The following is an 18,066-nucleotide window of genomic DNA, read 5'->3' as shown; positions in this document are numbered from 1 at the left end:
GTGCCGCCATCCCGCCCGGGTGTGTGCCGCCGTCGTACATTCCACGCGACGCGACAAAAGACGACAGCTTCCACACGGGACGCTGCCGTCTTCTGCCGGTGCCGGGAGCTAGTGCTCCGAGGCGCTGTTGGTCTTGATGGGGACTTCATTGCCGTCGGCGTCGATCAGCTTGCCGTTCTCGAAACGGTCGCCTTCGTTGAGGCACTTGATGTCCTCATTGGTGATGATCCGCTCCGTCCCGGCCACGAACACCGACTGGTTGTCCGTGTTGCCGGCCTTGAAGTGGTTGAACAGGATGTTCAGGATGATGGCCATGACTGCCGCCGAGCTGATGCCCGAGTGGAAGATCGTCGAGAACCAGGTGGGGAACTGGTCGTAGAACTTCGGCGCAGCGATGGGGATCATGCCGAAGCCGATCGAAGCCGCAACGATGATCAGGTTCATGTTGTTCTTGTACTCGACCTTGGCGAGGGTGCGGATACCGCTGGCGGCAACCGTTCCAAAGAGTACGACGCCGGCGCCGCCCAGGACGGGCGTCGGAACCGCTGCGACAACACGGCCAAGGATCGGCAGGAGGCCCAGGATCACCAGGATGAGGCCGCCGGCGCTGACGACGAAGCGGCTCTTGATGCCCGTGATGGCCACCAGGCCGACGTTCTGGGCGAAGGCGCTCTGGGTGAAGGAGTTGAACAGCGGGGAGATGGCACTGGAGAGCATGTCGGCGCGCAGGCCGTTGCCGATCCGGCGGGAATCGACCTTGGTGTCAACGATCTCGCCCACAGCGATAATGTCCGCGGAGGTTTCGGTCAGGGTCACCAGGATGACGATCAGCATTGAGATGATCGCAGCGATTTCAAACGTGGGAGCACCGAAAGCGAACGGGGTGGGGAAGGCGACGATGTCGCCCTGGCCAACCTTGGAGAAGTCTGCCATGCCGGAAACGGTGGCGATGATAGTGCCGATGACCATGGCCAGCAGGATGGACAGGCGGGAGATAGCGGCGTTGCCCACCTTGCTGAGGAGCAACACGACGCCCATGGTTGCAGCCGCGAGGCCGATGTTTGCCATGCTGCCGTAGTTGTCTGCCTTGGCGTTGCCGCCCATGGCCCAGTTCGCGGCCACCGGCATGAGAGTCAAACCGATGGTGGTGATCACCGTGCCGGTAACTACCGGCGGGAAGAACTTGATGATCTTTGAAAACAGGGGAGTGATGGCAAGGCCTATCAGCGAGGCCACGATGACCGACCCGAAGACTGCCTGGATCCCGCCGCCGCCTTGGACAATCGCCACCATGGTGGAGACGCCGGCGAAAGAGACGCCCTGGACCAAGGGAAGCTGCGAACCGAACCACGGAATGCCGACGGTCTGAAGGATGGTGGCAAGGCCGCCCACAAAGAGGCAGGCAGCGATCAGGAGGCCGATGTCCTGGGAGGACATGCCGGCTGCGGCACCAATGATCAACGGCGGGGCGATGATGCCGCCGTACATGGTGAGTACGTGCTGGAAGCCGTACGCGAACGTGCTTCCGATGGGCAGCCGCTGGTCCTCGGGACGCTGCGACTTATGCGCGGTGGGATTCGCGGAGCGGGATTTCTTCTTGATGTTCATGGCAGACTCTCTGGGTTCATGGCAGACGTCTTCGTCTGGCTAACTGTGTCTGGCTAACAAAATCTGGGGTTTCCTGGGGTCGGGTTTGTGTACAGGTGCTGCCGGTATGGAGGGGTGCCTCAAGGGCAGGACCTGTACACAAACTCCGGATTGGTTCGGCATTGTTGCCGGGGTCGGCTTGGTTGCCGTGGTCGGCTTCGTGCCGTGCCCGGTTTGGGCCGGTGGGTTTAGCAGAAGCCGGCGATGCCCATCCAAGCGAGCGGTGCGGCGGTGGTGTTGTCGCGCTGGACGGTTGCTTCGATGAGGCCGTACGGGCGGTCGGCGGCGAAGAAGACCTCGTTGGGGTTGTCCTGTCCGAACGGGCTCAGATCAACCAGGAAGTGGTGCTTGTTCGGCATGGAGAACTTGATCTCGTCAACCTCGCTGTGTGCTTCGAGGACCTTCTTGCCCATGTCGAAGAGGGTCTGCTGCAGTGCGTGCGAGTAGTTCTCGGTGAAGCCTTCCAGGAGGAGGGCCTTGATGTCCTCGTAGCTCTTGTTGAAGTCGGTTGCTCCGGCGTCGAGGTTGGTGTTGTAGCGCCAGCGGGCCGATACATCCGTTGCGAGGATGCGGTCCGTGGTTTCGGGGAGGGTGGTGTACTTGTCGCGCGGGTAGCCGACGAAGCCGGACTGCGTGGTCTTCAGGACGGTCAGGTCCTTGAGGCCGGAAATAATGTGCGTGGTTGCGCCATCGCGGACGACGACGGCGGTACGCACCTCTTGTCCGTTGCGGACGAAGCTGTGGTCGTGTCCCTGGCCGTGGGCCTGGATGCGCTCCCATGCGTAGGACTCAGCTTCCCAGCGGCCACCCGTAACCCAGGAGAACTCGCCGGTGAAGTGGTCAGCAAGACGCAGCAGGAACGCTTCCGGAGAGCCGATGCCGTCACGGGCGAAGGCGTACACGGTGTTCTTCTGGGTGTCGGTTGCCACCACATGGCCGTTGTCGCCTTCGAGGTGGGCTGCCTGGAAATCACCGCGGAGCTGCGAGGTGACGTTCAGGTCTTCGATCTGGTGGCGGTCGGTATCCCGGGTGACCTTGACGACGCGGACTTCTGCTTTGCCGTACTGGTTTTCGCCGAGGACGATGTTGTTGCTCATGGTCATATCCCAACTTCTGTGAGGTGGAACGTATGTTCCATCAATGAAATTAAGTGAGTGTTTCCACTCCGTTTCCGGTGGAGCCGACCCAACAAAAAAGAGCCGGCATCCATGGATGCCAGCTCATTACGACCCTGCCTGCTGCTCTCAGGTTACGTGACCTACGCCACGAACTCATTCGAGAGTAGCCCATGGTTTGCCCGCTGTACATGGGTTCCGGGGGATCGTTGTGAATCTTCCGAATGTGACCGGAGCAACTTTCCGTGATCACTGGAGGGGTCTTGACGGGTGTTCTCCGGATTCCCTAGACTTTCCACATATCAATAAAAAGTTTCCAAAATACGGAAACCTTGGATGCTGAAAGAGGAGGATCAGATGGACTCGAAGGATACGGGCAAGGTCGTAGAATTTCCGGCACCGGGTCAGGAGCTGTACCTGCCCTTCGGCGCCACGGATCCGGATTTCTACATTCCGGCCGACTGTGACCGCAAGAGCGGCGGGTTCTCCCGTTGGCTCAGGGCGCTCCCTGTCTTCGGCCGGCAGCGTCCCTGATTTTCTCCGTCCTCAGCGACACGGTTACCTTTCCTCGCCAGCATGGACAGGGAGCCCTGCCGCTGCGGGATTGTCAGGGGTGGACTCTGCGCAACAGAGCCAACGGAGCGGGCGGTACCTGGGGAGGTGCCGCCCGCTTTGTCATGCCCGCCCCACCCCGGCCCGGGCTCCCTCCCGCTCGCCCCGCCCTCCTTCGCCCCGCCCCCTCGCCCTCACGCTCCCAGCCCCCTCGCCCGTTTCGACGACTCGCTGCGTAGGATGCCGTGCGCAACACCGAGTGCGCAGAGAGCCCCCGAAATGGGGGTGGATCTAGTCTTTGAGGGCCCGCAGGAGTCGAACCTTGAAATCGTGCTCGCGGAAGAGGTCTTGCCATTTGATGCGGATAAATCTCCAGCCGAGCTCAGTTAGTGCTTTCTCGCGCTGACGTTCCCGGTAGATAACCTCGTCGGTGGGGGCGTAGTCGAAGTACTTGACCTTCCCGTCGAACTCCAGCGCCAACTTCTTCCTGCGCCACGCGAAATCCAAGCGGTGGTGGCCCTCGGTGGTGACTATCTCAACTTGCAGCTCAGGCATGGGAATTCCAAGCCGTTGAATCAGTTCACGCGTCAGTGTCTCACCTGGGGACTCCGATTTTGGGTTTGCATTCACCAATGTCCTTCGAAGATTGCGGACACCGTTTCGTCCGTCCAGCCTGGTGCACATCTGCTGTATGACGAGGGCGTCGGCGCCCAGTCTGAGAGCATGGTCCACCACGATCAGGGATTGCTTGTAATTCAGCATGAGGCAGCAGTCCACCACGGTCCGTTCCAAAGAGGTGCAGAGCATGCCCTGCACGGTCTGGATCTCTTCCGGGCCCAAGGCGCGTGTGTGCGGAACAACCTCAGCTCCGTGGGATGTTCGCGAGGCAGTAGTGGCTGCCGTGATATGCACGCGATCATCCACAGCCCAGAGAAACAAACCGTGTAAACGGGCAGCGGACGTGTGGCTGTAAACGAAGCTGCCGGCCGCCGTCGTGAGGGTTCCGTGCGCATGTGCGGCAATCAGCTGACGGCTCCGGACCCAAGGCTTCTGCGCTTTCCAAGTGCTGCCGCGGATGTAGCAGCCGCGGCGAAGCCGAACAAGGTTTCCGCTCCGCACAAGGGCGGCGATATTTCGATCGTTGAATCCGGCATCATGGAGTTCTTCTGTTCGCCACAGGTCCATGCCTGAGGGGAGTTCGAGCCTTGGAGTTTTTCTCATTCATCCAGCGTCAACTGAGTGCGCTGGAAGAAATAGGAGTCACGAGTTGTATGTGGAAAAGCCCGTTTCGTGGACTCGCTGCGTACTGTGCCGAACGCACGGCACAGTACGCAGCGAGTCGTCGAAACGGGCGTCGGGCCCACACGAAACGGGCCTCGGGCACGCACGAAACGGGCCCCACGGACCTACCCCGCGATCAGCTTCCGGGCTGCGGCCGTGTGCTCCGCGATCAGCCCGGCCACATCCAGATCGGGAATCGCGCCGTCAACAACCCGCCAGGACCCGCCCACCATCACCCGGTCGGCCCGGTCCGCGCCGCAAAGGAGCAGTGCTGCCACAGGATCGTGGCTCCCGGAGAAGCGCAGGGAATCGAGCTTGAACATGGCGAGGTCGGCCTGCATTCCCGGAGCCAACTGCCCGATGTCCGAGCGGCCAAGAACGGCGGCGGATCCTCGGGTCGCCCAGCCGAGCGCGCGGGACACGGGGACCGAGGCGCCGTATCGGAGCCGCTGCAGGTACAGGGCCTGGCGCGCCTCGAGGATCATGTTGGACGCATCGTTGGAGGCAGAACCGTCAACCCCCAGGCCCACTGGAACCCCGGCCGCCTCAAGTTCCAGCACCCGCGCGGTGCCGGACGCCAGCCGCATGTTCGACGTCGGGCAATGCGCGACGGCGGTTCCGGCGGCTCCCAGCCGGGCGATCTCCTCGTCGTTGAAATGGATGCCGTGTCCCAGCCAGGTCCGTGATCCGAGCCAACCGACGGATTCCAGGTAATCAACGGTCCGGAGGCCGAACATGGAGCGGCAGAAGTCCTCCTCGTCGATGGTTTCGGCGAGGTGTGTGTGCAGCCGGACATCGTACTGTTCGGCCATGACCGCGGACTCGGCCATGATTTCCTTGGTCACGGAGAAGGGCGAGCAAGGGGCTAGGGCGATCTGCACGGATGCCCCGGCGCCGGTCTGGTGATACTCACGGATGAGTCGTTCGCTGTCCGCAAGGATCACCTCGGGTGACTGGACCGTGGTCCTCGGCGGCAGCCCGCCGTCGTCCTCTCCCAACGTCATGGACCCGCGGGTCAAGGTTGCCCGCATCCCCATCGACCGCACGGCGGCCACCTCAATATCGATCGCGTCTTCCATGCTGTCCGGGAAGAGATAGTGGTGGTCGGCGGCGGTGGTGCAGCCGGACAACAGCAACTCGGCAAGGGCCACCTGCACGGCAAGGTCCAAGCTCCGCGGGGTGAGCCGCGCCCAGACCGGGTAGAGGTTCTGCAGCCACGGGAACAGGGGAGCGTTGGCCACCGGTCCCCAGGCGCGGGTGAGTGTTTGGTAGAAGTGGTGGTGGGTGTTGATCAGGCCCGGCAGCACCACGTGCCCGGAGGCATCGAACTCGGTGCAGGGAACGGATGGGCGTGCGCCGGAGGGTACGAGTTCCAGGATCGTGCCGGCGTCGGAAACCACTAAACCGTTGCCGGCGTCGAGGTCGTTTGCGGTGAAGATACCCAGCGGGTTTTTGATCCAAAGCATGAGGGCTCCTTGTCTGGTCGGCGTTTCTGCGTTCCAGCTCAGTTAGGCCCTGTCTGCTGATCCAGGTTCCGGGCGTCACGTCAGCTCCGGTCCCGCCAGAGTAAGATTTCCGACGGCGGCAGTCAACGTCCGTGGGAGCGTCGCCGGTCATATCCGGCGTCAACCGCACTCCAAAGGCAAATTTCACAAGACGAAAAACTTTTTTCAAAAAACGTATGGCGCGGCTCACAGCGTGGGTGTTACGCTCTATCTGCCAAAGGCGGGCACCCGGATCCCGGGAAGCTATCTACCAGGCGCAACTTAACCTTCATCGCACATGCTGAAGCCTGGTAACCAAGCACTGGAGCTCTCCTTTCCGGCGCGCCCCCCGACAGGTCACCCGGCTTCCCAGCACTAAGGAAGTCGCAACATGAGTACAACCGTCACGGCCGAACAATTCCTGGCCACATCCATTGAGCTGGCAACGGCCAATGTCCTCAACAGTGGAGGCCCTTTCGGCGCCGTCATTGTTACCGCGGACGGACAAGCCTTCCATGGCGTCAACCGCGTGACCGCCTCGAACGATCCCACCGCCCACGCAGAAGTAACGGCCATCCGCAACGCCTGCAGCGAACTGGGAACCTTCGACCTGAGCGGAGCAACCCTCTACACCAGCTGCGAGCCGTGCCCCATGTGCCTGGCATCCGCACTCTGGGCCCGCATTGACCGCGTGTTCTTCGCGGCCGACCGCCATGACGCCGCGTCCGTCGGCTTCGATGACGCGGTCTTCTACGAGTACTTCGAGAATGACAACCGGGACGAGCTGATGCCGGTATCCAAGTTGGAACTGGGCGACCCCCAGGCTCCGGCGGTCCTCCAGCCGTTCACCACATGGAACACCCTCGATTCCAGGATTGACTACTAGGGCCCGGTGGCTGACATGGAAATCCTGGATACCGCAGACATGCAAAATACCGCTGAAAAGCAGACCGCCGCTGAGAAGCAGGCTGCGCTCCTCCCCAACGGGGACAAGGGCGCAGGGCACGCAGCGGCACACGCAACCACCGCACCCGGAGCAGGCAATGGCAAGAAGCCGCCGAACTTCCTGGACAAGTTCTTCGAGATCTCCAAGCGCGGATCCACGCTCGCCCGGGAATTCCGCGGCGGCCTGGTCACCTTCTTCACCATGGCGTACATCGTCATCCTCAACCCCCTCATCCTGGGCGGCTTCACCGCCGACAACGCTCCCACGGATGTTGCCGGCGGCTGGCTGTCGGCAGCGCAAGTAGGTGCTGTCACGGGCCTCACGGCCGGCGTCATGACCATCGTCTTCGGCCTCGTAGCCAACCTGCCCTTCGGTCTCGCAGCGGGCCTTGGCATCAACTCCTTCCTGGCCGTCGCCGTCATCCAGGAGGTGACGTGGCCCGAAGCCATGGGCCTGGTGGTCATCAACGGCGTCCTGATTGTCCTCTTCGGCGCCACGGGCGCACGGACGGCGATCTTCAAGGCAGTACCCAAGGAACTCAAGGCCGCCATCACCGTTGGCATCGGCCTGTTCATCGCCTTCATCGGCTTCGTCGACTCCGGCTTTGTCCGTCCCACCAAGGGCGGCCCGCCGGTCCAGCTCGGCAACGATGGGTCCATCACGTCCATCCCCACCCTCGTTTTCATCGTCGGATTGCTGGTCATGGGTATCCTCGTGGCACGCAAGATCCAGGGCGGCCTGCTGATCGGCATCGTCGCAACAACCGTCCTCGCCGCTGTTGCCGAGGCCGTGTTCCGGATCGGTCCCGGCAGCGCTGACAACCCCGGCGGCTGGCACCTCAACACCCCGGTGCTCTCCGGCCAGCTGGTGTCAGTCCCGGACCTGAGCCTCGTGGGCCAGTTCGATCTCTTCGGTTCGTTCGCACGGATCGGCGGCCTGGCTGCCACCATGCTGGTCTTCACCCTGGTGTTCACCAACTTCTTCGACGCCATGGGCACCATGACCGGCCTGGCCAAGAGCGCCGGCGTGGCACACAAGGACGGAACGTTCCCCAAGCTGAAGTCCGCCTTCATTGTTGAAGGCATGGGCGCAGTGGTGGGCGGCGCAACGTCCGGTTCGTCCAACACGGTCTACATCGACTCCGCAGCGGGCATCGGCGAAGGCGCCCGCACCGGCCTGGCTTCCGTGGTCACCGGCGCGTTGTTCCTGGGATCGATGTTCTTCACCCCGCTCACCTCGGTGGTTCCGCTGGAAGTTGCAGCTGCTGCCCTGGTGGTTGTGGGCGCGATGATGATGGCCCAGATCCGTGAAATCAAGTTCACCAAGTTCGCCATTGCACTCCCGGCGTTCCTGACAATCGTCACCATGCCACTGACCTACTCGATCGCCAACGGCATCGGCGTCGGATTCATCTCCTTCGCAGTGGTCAACGCGGCGTCCGGCAAAGCCAAGAAAGTGCATCCACTCATGTGGGTGGTCACGGCCGGCTTCGTCATCTACTTCGCCCGCGGCCCGATCAATGCGCTGATGGGCATCTGACCGGGGCGGCAAACCCCGTGCCGGCGGGCAAACCGGCACCCGAAACGGCGTTGAATCCGCTCCCACCGCACGAATAGGCGTCAGCCGTCCTCCCTTATGAGGGAAGGTCCCTTCCACAGCAGGGCACCTGATTAAGGGACGACGGCGGGCGGCGGCCGGGAGCCGATGCTCCGCCATGGAGCGCGCAGCTCCATCGAGTGGGGCAGGGAGATGAAGCCCTGCCCCACTCCACCAAAACCATTGAACTTAGTCAGCGCGACTACCCTCAGCCACCATCCCGAATGAGAATTGAGGCAAGATCGCGCACTGCCCCGGCCGGGCCACCCTGCCGGGACACCTGGAAAAGGACGTGTAGCCATGCTGGATCTGATGCCTTCACTGGGCAGCTGGCGGCCGGCGGTCTCCGGCCAACGCTGCGCTGTGGCAACGATCGTGGGAACCGGTGGCTCGGTTCCGCGGCCCTTGGGGACTTCCATGATGGTCTCGGAAACCGGCGAGATCCTGGGCAGCCTGTCCGGCGGATGCGTGGAAGGGGCCGTGGTTGAAGCGGCGTTGGAAGCAATGCGCGACGGCGGCCCGCGGTTTGAGTCGTTCGGCTACAGTGCCGAGGACGCTTTCGCGGTGGGGCTTACCTGTGGAGGGGAACTGGAAGTCCATATCCAACCCCTTGCGGACGGGCTCTCATCGCTGGCGGACGAATCCACCGCAGCCCGCAACGGCCAGGCCCCAAGCCCCTTGGCACTCATCCGCAGGCTGGACGGCGCAGGGGGAGTCGTCGTCGTGCATGATCCTGTGCGCTTCCGCGCGATGGAGTCCACTGAACTCGCCAAGCTGGTGGGGGACCACCCCGCAACGCTCTTCGCAGCGGCTGCCCAGGTGGAGCCACTGCTTCAAGGCGGCCGCGCCGGTTTGGTGCGGCTGGCCCCGCCCGAGGGTTGCATCGACGGTTGGGTCACGCTGGACCGCTGGGAGGCTCCCCGCGATGAACCGGAACCCCAACCCATCACGCTGTTTGTTGAAAGCCGACTGCCGGCGGCCCGCATGCTGGTGTTCGGAGCCAACGACTTTGGTGCCGCGCTGCTGCCGGCCGGGCAACTCCTGGGCTACGAGGTCACCTTGTGCGACGCACGCCCCGCCTTCGCGCAGCAAAGCCGCTTCGCCGGGGCGGACCAGGTGATCACGGAATGGCCCCACCGCTACCTGGAGAACGAAGCAGAAGCCGGACGCATCGACGCCCGCACCGTGGTCTGCATCCTGACCCACGACCCCAAATTTGATCTTCCCCTGCTGGAAACAGCGCTCAGCCTGAACCTCGCCTACGTGGGGGCCATGGGTTCGCGGCGAAGCCACCGGCAGCGCACTGATGCGCTGCTGGAGAGGGGCACGCCCGCCGGGATCCTGGAACGGCTGCATTCGCCCATCGGGCTGGAGTTGGGCGCCGTCACGCCTGCCGAGGTGGCCGTATCCATCACTGCGGAAATCGTCGCATCGCGGGGAAGCCTGCACGGGGTTGGAGCTTTCCGCTCTCTCAAAGACACTTCCGGTCCAATTCATGCCGGGACCGGCACCCAAGACTCTCTGACCGAGGAGGACTCATGGACATGAACACCATAGAGGCCGTGGTACCCACCACGGATCCGGCCCAGTGGCGGGAAGGGGATGCCTGGCTGGCCGGCGGGACGGTCCTCTTCTCCTACGGAAGCACCGTCCTGCAGCGGCTCCTCGACCTCGGCAATGCCGGCTGGCCCGCCATCACCGTCACCGATGAAGGCATTGAACTCGCCGCCACCTGCACGGTGGCTGAACTGTACGCCTTGCCGGAGTCGGATCAAGCGGCCCACCGCGAATGGCCCGGCCTGGCCCTGGTGCGTCCCAGCTGCGACTCGTTCGTGGCGTCCTTCAAGATCTGGAACATGTCCACCGTGGGCGGCAACCTTTGCACCTCCCTGCCCGCCGGTCCCATGATCTCGCTGTGCGCCGGCCTGGACGGCATGGCCACCATCCTCAGCCCCGACGGCACCAGCCGCAACGTTCCAGTTGCCGATTTCGTCACGGGGGAGATGGAGAACGTCCTGGCCCCGGGTGAGCTGCTGCGGAGCATCCACCTTCCTGCCGAGGCGCTCTCGGCGCGGGTGGCGTTCCGTCGTCTTTCCCTGAGCAACCTCGGCCGTTCCGGGGTGCTGCTGATCGGCCGGCTGGATCCCGTCTTTGGCCTCGTCATCACCGTCACGGCGTCCACCAAGCGGCCCGTGCAGCTGCGGTTCCCCGCCGATCAGGTTCCCGACGCCGCGGCCCTGGCTGCCGCCGTCGAGCATTCCATCCCCCTCGACCTGTACCACGACGACATCCACGGGCTCCCCGCATGGCGGCGTGACATGACCTTCCGGCTCGCAGAGGAAATCCGGGCCGAGTTGCTGGACGAATCCATGACCGTGTCCGGCGACTTCTGGCCCCCGCACGCCACCTCGCCGCAGCCGTCCACGCAACCCAAAACGTCAGGCACCCAGAAGGAGGCCTCCCATGGCAATTGAGATCAACGGCGCTGCCTCGCAGGCCACACCCCGCCCCGGCCAGTGCCTCCGCACCTTCCTCCGCGAGCAAGGCAACTTCGGCGTCAAGAAGGGTTGCGACGGCGGTGACTGCGGGGCCTGCACCGTCCACGTCGACGGCACGCCAGTCCACAGTTGCATCTACCCGGCCGTCCGTGCCGAAGGAAAAGCCGTCACCACCATCGAAGGCCTCGCCACGGCCGACGGACTTCACCCCGTGCAGGAACAGTTCCTCGAGGCGCAAGGCTTCCAGTGCGGCTTCTGCACCGCCGGGATGATGATGACCGCTGCAACCTTCGACGACGAACAGCGCGCCAACCTGCCGCGGAACCTCAAGGGCAACCTCTGCCGGTGCACCGGGTACCGCTCCATTGCGGACGCGGTCTGCGGCCACGGTCCGGACGGGCACGGTCCAGACGCGCACGACGCCGGAGCTGACGTTTCCGGCGCACAGTCACCCGCCGCCGTCGAACCTAAGAGCGGTCAGCTGGGCGACAACGTGCCCGCACCCGCCGGCCCGGCCGTGGTCACCGGAACCGCGAGGTATGCCCTTGATGTTCCAGCGGACCAGCTGCCCGGCCTGCTCCATCTCAAGCTGGTCCGTTCACCGCACCCGCACGCACGCATCGTGTCCATCAACAAGGCGCCTGCGCTCGCCGTGCCGGGGGTCGTGGCCGTGTTCACTCATGAAGACGCCCCGCAGCAACTCTTCTCCACCGCCCAGCACGAGCACTACAAGGACGATCCCGACGACACCCGCGTCCTGGATAACGTGGTGCGCTTCATCGGGCAGCGGGTTGCCGCCGTCGTAGCGGAATCGGTGGGCGCAGCCGAGGCAGGTGCCCGTGCGCTGGAAGTGGAATACGAGCTCCTGGACGCGGTGTTCACGCCCCTGGAAGCCATCCTTCCCGGTGCTCCCGTCATCCATGGTGACAAAGACGCGGTGGCTACGCGGATCGCCCGGCCCCTGGACAACGTAGTGGCTGAAGTCCACGCGGAGCTCGGCAGCGTGGAGGAGGGTTTTGCGGCCGCTGACTTCGTCCATGAACACACCTACCGGACGCAGCGTGTTCAGCACGTTGCCATGGAAACCCACTCGGCCATCGCGTGGCTTGACGAGGACGGCCGGCTGATGGTCCGCTCCTCCAGCCAGGTTCCGTTCCTGGTCAAGCGAACCCTGGTCCGGCTGTTCGACCTTCCGGAGGAGTCGGTCCGCGTGGTGGCAGGACGCGTCGGCGGCGGCTTCGGGGGCAAGCAGGAAGTGTTGACCGAGGACCTCGTGGCACTTGCGGCGCTGGCCCTCAAACGCCCGGTGCAGTTGGAATTCACCCGGACCGAGCAGTTCATGGCCACCACTACCCGGCACCCCTTCACCATCAAGCTCAAGGCGGGAGCCAACCGCGACGGTTACCTCACGGCCTTGCAACTGGATGTCATCACCAACACCGGCGCCTACGGAAACCACGCTCCGGGGGTCATGTTCCACGGCTGCGGCGAATCCCTGGCCGTGTACAAGTGCGTCAACAAGAAGGTCGATGCGCAGGCGGTGTATACCAACACGGTTCCTGCAGGTGCCTTCCGCGGCTATGGCCTCAGCCAGATGATCTTCGCGATCGAGTCCGCCATTGACGAGCTTGCGGTCGGAATCGGCATGGACCCGCTGGAGTTCCGGCTCAAGAACATGGTCCGGCCCGGCGACCACATGCTCTCCACCACCCCCGAACCCGAAGAAGATGTGCATTACGGCAGCTATGGCCTGGACCAATGCGTGTCACTTGTCCGGGACGCCCTTGATCGTGGCAAGGAACGTTACCGCGCCGCGGGCCTGGATGACCTCGGCCCGGAATGGGTCACCGGCGAAGGCGCGGCATTGTCCATGATCGACACCGTCCCGCCGCGCGGCCACTTCGCCCACACCCGGGTGAGCCTCGAAGCGGACGGCAGGTTCGCCGTCGACGTCGGAACTGCGGAATTCGGGAACGGCACCACAACCGTGCATGCGCAGCTTGCCGCCACCGCGTTGGGGACCTCCGCCTACGCCGTTCAGGTGCGGCAGTCGGACACGGACTTGGTGGAGCACGACACCGGCGCCTTCGGTTCGGCAGGGACGGTGGTGGCCGGGAAGGCGACCCTCGCGGCCGCGCTCGAGCTCGCCACCCGGATCCAGACCGTCGCCGCATCGCTCACGGGCGCGCCGTTGGCGGATTGCCGCCTGGTGGACGGAGCCGTGGAGTGCGGCGACCGTTCGGTGCCGTTGAAGGAAATTTACGACGCCGCCCGCCTCCAAGGCGTCCGCCTTGCCACCGACGGCAACTGGGGAGGCACGCCGCGTTCGGTTGCCTTCAACGTCCACGGATTCAGGGTTGCCGTGAACACCGGAACGGGAGAGCTGCGGATCCTGCAGAGCGTCCAGGCTGCCGACGCCGGCGTCGTGGTCAACCCACGCCAGTGCCGGGGACAGATCGAGGGCGGCATTGCGCAGGCCTTGGGTGCCACGCTGTATGAGGAGGTCAAAGTTGACGACTCCGGGCACGTGACCACGGACATCCTGCGGCAGTACCACATCCCGTCCTTCGCGGACGTGCCCCGGAGCGAGGTCTACTTCGCCAAGACCAATGACTCCACGGGGCCGCTCGGCGCCAAGTCCATGAGCGAGAGTCCGTTCAACCCAGTGGCACCGGCCTTGGCCAACGCGATCCGGAACGCGACCGGGGTGCGCTTCGGCGAACTCCCCATCGCGCGGGACAAGATCTACCTCGCCCTCCGCGACCGCACCCTGGTACCCAACTAACCAACCCCACCCCGCCCCGCCCAGCACCCAACTAGGTCGCAGTAGTGCGCGTTTAGACCCGTCAAAACGCGCACTATTGCGACCTACTTGGGTTAAAACGGGGGAGCGGGGCGGGTTAAAGCGGGGGCGGATCAGGCTTCGAGCAGGTGCAGCTGGTCCTTGGTATCCAGGTCCTCGCCGGAGCAGAGGTCGCTGCAATCCACCAGGTCCACCAGGCCCGGATGCGCCTTGAGGAAGGACCGCGCCCCCGTGTCACCTTTCGCCGCTTCCGCGGCTTGCTCGCGGAGCCCGACGTCGATGATCAGCGGGTGCCGACGCTTCAGGTGGCCCGCATCATCGGGGTAGGCCGCCGCAGTGATCCGGCCGGGACGGTGGGCGCCCAGTAACCTGCTGACCGCCGTCGGGGTCAGTCCGGGCTGGTCCACCAGAGCCACCAGGATGCTGTTGTTGGGGTTGGCGGCCTCGATGCCGGTGCGGAACGAGCCCGCCATACCCTTGGCCCAATCGGCGTTTTCCACCACGGTGTAGCGATCCAGGTCGGTGTCCTTCCGGATGTTGGCCGCCTCGGCACCGAGCACCACCACCACCTCGCGGCAGCCGCCGTCGTACAGGGTTTCGGCCAGCACTTCCACCAGGGTGCGCCCCCGGAAGGGGAGCAGTGCTTTGGGGCCGCGGCCCAGACGGGTGCCTGCCCCGGCCGCCAACAGGACGCCGGTGATCTGTGATGAGCCGGAGTGAGTCATATCCTCACCATACGCGCGGCATTCGACGGGGTCTCTAGGTCCATGCAGGCTTTTGAGGGTTATCTACCGGAATCGGTTGAAAAACTACTGCCGGGTAGGGCTTTTGGCGCCTTCGCGGGCCTATTAGGGTCTGAAGGGAATTGTTCAAATCAGCTCTGATGCAATGACGCGTGGAGGACAAACAAAGATGGCGGGCAGTTTCGAAATTCTCAAGGCCGGACCCAGCACCTTCCGGTTCCGGCTCACGGCCGACGACGGCACGGTTGTGGCAGTGTCGCCACAGTTTCCCAACCTGAAGGCGGTTGTAGCCGGGATCAATGCAGTCCGCGAAAATGCGGCCACCGGGTTTGTGGTGGATCGGCGCAGCTTGCGAACGTAGGTCCTGTTGGAACAAAAAAGCGGCGGCAGTGTTCATGAAGAACACTGCCGCCGCTTTTTGTTGATGCAGGGTTTAGGCGTCGCCGCCCGGGCCTCCGGTGGTGCCGGCGTTGACGTCGAGCAGTTTGTAGCGATCAATCGCGTACGACGGCGCGCCCTCCTCAACCTCGTCCCTCGCCGCCAGCATCTGCAGGGTTTTGGTGACGATGGAGTGGGTGTCGTTTTTGAAGTAGCGGCGGGCGGCTTGGCGGGTGTCGGAGAAGCCGAAGCCGTCTGCTCCGAGGGAGGCGAAGTCGTTGGGGATGTATTGGCGGATTTGGTCGGGGATGGCTTTCATGTAGTCGGACACGGCGATGACGGGTCCGTTGTGGCCGTGGAGTTGTTTGGTGATGAAGGGGGTGGGTGTTTCCTGGCCGGGGTTGAGGAAGGCGTGTTCTTCGGCGGCGAGTCCGTCGCGTCGGAGTTCGTTCCAGGAGGTTACTGACCAGACGGCCGCGGCGACGCCCCAGTCCTCGTTGAGGATGCGGGCGGCTTCCAGGGCCCAGGGCACGGAGACGCCGGAGGCGAGGATTTGTGCGGTGGGCCGGTTCGGGTCCCCTTCGGGTGCGGGGGCGAGTTGGTAGATGCCTTTGAGGAGTCCGTTGATGTCCAGGTCGGCGGGTTCGGCCGGTTGGGTGATGGGCTCGTTGTAGACGGTGAGGTAGTACATGACGTTCTTATCCGCGTCAGCGTCGTCGCCGTACATTTGTTCGAGTCCGTGGCGGATGATGTGGCCGATTTCGTAGCCGTAGGCGGGGTCGTAGGTGCGCACGGCGGGGTTGGTGGAGGCGAGCAGGGGGGAGTGTCCGTCGGCGTGTTGGAGTCCTTCGCCGGTGAGGGTGGTTCGTCCTGCGGTGGCGCCGATGATGAAGCCGCGGGTCATTTGGTCTGCTGCGGCCCAGAAGGAGTCTCCGGTGCGTTGGAAGCCGAACATGGAGTAGAAGACGTAGATCGGGACCAGGGGTTCGCCGTGGGTGGCGTAGGAGGTTCCGGCGGCGGTGAATGCTGCGACGGCTCCGGCTTCGTTGATGCCGGGGTGGATCAGTTGTCCGGCGGGGGATTCTTTGTAGGCCAGGACGAGGTCGCGGTCCACGGAGAGGTAGTTCTGGCCTTTGGGGTTGTAGATTTTCGCGGTCGGGAAGAACGCGTCCATGCCGAAGGTGCGTGATTCGTCCGGGACGACCGGGACGAGGCGGTGGCCGAAGTTTTTATCGCGCATGAGGTCTTTGAGCAGGCGCACGAAGGCCATGGTGGTCGCGGCTTGTTGTTTCCCGGATCCGCGTTTGGCGATGTCGTAGGATTTGGCTTCGGGCAGGGTCACGGGGGTGTGGCCGGGGCGGCGTTCGGGCAGGAATCCGCCCAGTGCTTTGCGGCGTTCCATGAGGTACTGGATTTCCGGGGCGTCCATGCCGGGGTGGTAGTACGGGGGCCGGTAGAGGTCCGCGTCGAGTTGTTCGTCGCTGATCGGGATGCGCAGGTGGTCACGGAAGGCTTTGAGGTCTTCCATGGTCAGTTTCTTCATTTGGTGGGTCGCGTTGCGGCCCTCGAAGTGCGGGCCCAGGCCGTAGCCCTTGACGGTTTTGGCCAGGATGACGGTGGGTTTGCCCTTGAACTCGGTCGCTGCCTTGTACGCGGCGTAGACCTTGCGGTAGTCGTGGCCGCCGCGTTTGAGGTTCCAGATCTGTTCATCGCTCAGGTCCGCGACCATGTCCTTGGTCTGCGGGGTGCGGCCGAAGAAGTGTTCGCGGACGAACCCGCCGGATTCGGCCTTGTAGGTCTGGTAGTCCCCGTCGGCGGTTTCGTTCATGAGTTTGACCAGCGCACCGTCGTGGTCCGCTTCCAGGAGGGAGTCCCATTCCCGGCCCCAGACGACCTTGATCACGTTCCAGCCCGCGCCGCGGAAGAACGCTTCGAGTTCCTGCATGATCTTGCCGTTGCCGCGCACCGGCCCGTCCAGGCGCTGGAGGTTGCAGTTGATCACGAAGTTCAGGTTGTCCAGGTTCTCGTTCGCTGCCAGCTGCAGCAAACCTCGCGATTCGGGCTCGTCCATTTCCCCGTCACCAAGGAACGCCCAGACCTGCTGGTCGGAGGTGTCCTTGATCCCGCGGTTATGCAGGTACCGGTTGGACTGGGCCTGGTAGATCGCGTTCATCGGGCCGATACCCATCGACACGGTCGGGAATTCCCAGAACCCCGGCATCAGGCGCGGGTGCGGGTAGGAAGACAGGGCATGGCCTTCCTTGGACTTCTCCTGCCGGAACCCGTCCAGATCCTCCTCGCTCAACCGCCCTTCCATGAACGCACGCGCGTACATGCCCGGGGACGCGTGGCCCTGGAAAAACACCTGGTCACCGCCCGAAGGATGGTCCTTGCCGCGGAAGAAGTGATTGAAACCCACCTCATACAACGTCGCCGCGCCCGCGTACGTGGAAATATGCCCGCCCACCCCGATATCGGAGCGCTGCGCCCGGTGAACCATCACCGCCGCGTTCCACCGCATATACGCCCGGTACCGGCGCTCGAACTCCTCATTACCCGGGAACTCAGCCTCCTGATCCACCGGAATCGTGTTCACGTAATCAGTAGTGGTCACCATCGGAACACCCACGCTCCGGGCACCGGCACGCTGGAGCAACGAACGCATAATGAACTGCGCACGCTCAGTACCCTGCTCAGCGATCAACGCATCAAGGGACTCAATCCACTCCGCAGTCTCTTCCGGATCACGATCAGGCAGCTGGGCAGTCAACCCGCTGAGGATGTGTGAGGTCTCTTCTCCTGCAGCCACGTCCAACCTCTCTTCATTGAATGTCTGGGCGCTTGCTCTGTGGGGGCGCTCAAGGAATTTCGTATTGTGAGAATAAAATTCTGCAATTCGAGATTACGCACGCGTGGTGGGCGGCGTCAATACGGATTGCTGGACCGATACAGTCAACTCCTCCGCCCCCGGCCAATCAACAGAATGTGACCCGACAGACAGTCGACCCCTTGACCGCGCGTGA

13 protein-coding genes are annotated in these 18,066 nt (G+C 63.8%); 7 read left to right on the top strand and 6 right to left on the bottom strand.

Features of this window, described 5'->3' with window-relative positions:
- Nucleotides 1-108: 108 nt before the first annotated feature.
- Both AUR_RS06475 and pucL read right to left on the bottom strand, forming a co-directional pair.
- The gene (locus AUR_RS06475) at nt 109-1,608 is read right to left on the bottom strand and encodes a nucleobase:cation symporter-2 family protein (RefSeq protein ID WP_021473436.1); all 1,500 of its coding nucleotides are present in this window, start codon (nt 1,606-1,608) and stop codon (nt 109-111) included.
- A gap of 227 nt (nt 1,609-1,835) precedes the next feature.
- Nucleotides 1,836-2,750, bottom strand: coding sequence for a factor-independent urate hydroxylase (gene pucL, locus AUR_RS06470; RefSeq protein ID WP_021473435.1), 915 nt, complete (start codon nt 2,748-2,750; stop codon nt 1,836-1,838).
- 369 nt (nt 2,751-3,119) lie between these two features.
- Here pucL and AUR_RS20250 point away from each other — a divergent pair, with 369 nt between their 5' ends.
- Nucleotides 3,120-3,296 carry a hypothetical protein gene (locus AUR_RS20250; protein ID WP_164888665.1) on the top strand — a complete coding sequence of 59 codons (177 nt, stop codon included), beginning with the start codon at nt 3,120-3,122 and terminating at the stop codon, nt 3,294-3,296.
- 309 nt (nt 3,297-3,605) lie between these two features.
- Here AUR_RS20250 and AUR_RS06465 read toward each other — a convergent pair whose 3' ends face one another.
- Both AUR_RS06465 and AUR_RS06460 read right to left on the bottom strand, forming a co-directional pair.
- Nucleotides 3,606-4,535 carry a type IV toxin-antitoxin system AbiEi family antitoxin domain-containing protein gene (locus AUR_RS06465; RefSeq protein ID WP_128397086.1) on the bottom strand — a complete coding sequence of 310 codons (930 nt, stop codon included), beginning with the start codon at nt 4,533-4,535 and terminating at the stop codon, nt 3,606-3,608.
- 185 nt (nt 4,536-4,720) lie between these two features.
- Nucleotides 4,721-6,061 (bottom strand): 8-oxoguanine deaminase, encoded by a 1,341-nt coding sequence (locus AUR_RS06460; RefSeq protein ID WP_062097926.1) that lies wholly within the window; start codon nt 6,059-6,061, stop codon nt 4,721-4,723.
- 409 nt (nt 6,062-6,470) lie between these two features.
- Here AUR_RS06460 and AUR_RS06455 point away from each other — a divergent pair, with 409 nt between their 5' ends.
- The 5 genes from AUR_RS06455 to AUR_RS06435 all read left to right on the top strand — a co-directional run bounded on the left by AUR_RS06455 (nt 6,471) and on the right by AUR_RS06435 (nt 13,904).
- Nucleotides 6,471-6,965, top strand: a complete 495-nt coding sequence (locus tag AUR_RS06455; protein WP_021473431.1) for a nucleoside deaminase — start codon at nt 6,471-6,473, stop codon at nt 6,963-6,965.
- Nucleotides 6,966-6,971: 6 nt separating this feature from the next.
- Nucleotides 6,972-8,564 carry an NCS2 family permease gene (locus AUR_RS06450; protein WP_069696110.1) on the top strand — a complete coding sequence of 531 codons (1,593 nt, stop codon included), beginning with the start codon at nt 6,972-6,974 and terminating at the stop codon, nt 8,562-8,564.
- A 357-nt stretch (nt 8,565-8,921) separates the two neighbouring features.
- On the top strand, nt 8,922-10,169 hold the full coding sequence (locus tag AUR_RS06445; RefSeq protein ID WP_128397085.1) for an XdhC family protein: 1,248 nt from the start codon (nt 8,922-8,924) through the stop codon (nt 10,167-10,169).
- On the top strand, nt 10,160-11,095 hold the full coding sequence (locus tag AUR_RS06440) for an FAD binding domain-containing protein (RefSeq protein WP_062097920.1): 936 nt from the start codon (nt 10,160-10,162) through the stop codon (nt 11,093-11,095). The genes AUR_RS06445 and AUR_RS06440 overlap by 10 nt, the downstream gene beginning before the upstream one ends.
- A complete protein-coding gene (locus tag AUR_RS06435) occupies nt 11,085-13,904 on the top strand; it encodes a molybdopterin-dependent oxidoreductase (protein ID WP_062097918.1) in 2,820 nt (939 codons plus the stop codon). The genes AUR_RS06440 and AUR_RS06435 overlap by 11 nt, the downstream gene beginning before the upstream one ends.
- A 131-nt stretch (nt 13,905-14,035) precedes the next feature.
- On the opposite strand, the gene nboR is transcribed toward AUR_RS06435, so the two are convergent.
- A complete protein-coding gene (nboR, locus tag AUR_RS06430; protein ID WP_062097916.1) occupies nt 14,036-14,647 on the bottom strand; it encodes a nicotine blue oxidoreductase in 612 nt (203 codons plus the stop codon).
- A 187-nt stretch (nt 14,648-14,834) separates the two neighbouring features.
- Here nboR and AUR_RS06425 point away from each other — a divergent pair, with 187 nt between their 5' ends.
- Nucleotides 14,835-15,026 (top strand): YegP family protein, encoded by a 192-nt coding sequence (locus tag AUR_RS06425; RefSeq protein WP_021473425.1) that lies wholly within the window; start codon nt 14,835-14,837, stop codon nt 15,024-15,026.
- Nucleotides 15,027-15,098: 72 nt separating this feature from the next.
- Here AUR_RS06425 and aceE read toward each other — a convergent pair whose 3' ends face one another.
- A complete protein-coding gene (aceE, locus tag AUR_RS06420) occupies nt 15,099-17,852 on the bottom strand; it encodes a pyruvate dehydrogenase (acetyl-transferring), homodimeric type (RefSeq protein WP_062099344.1) in 2,754 nt (917 codons plus the stop codon).
- Nucleotides 17,853-18,066: the final 214 nt, after the last annotated feature.

It is taken from the genome of Paenarthrobacter ureafaciens, from assembly GCF_004028095.1.
GTDB classification, from domain to species: Bacteria; Actinomycetota; Actinomycetes; order Actinomycetales; family Micrococcaceae; genus Arthrobacter; species Arthrobacter ureafaciens.
This window is presented reverse-complemented; position numbering and strand designations above follow the sequence as displayed.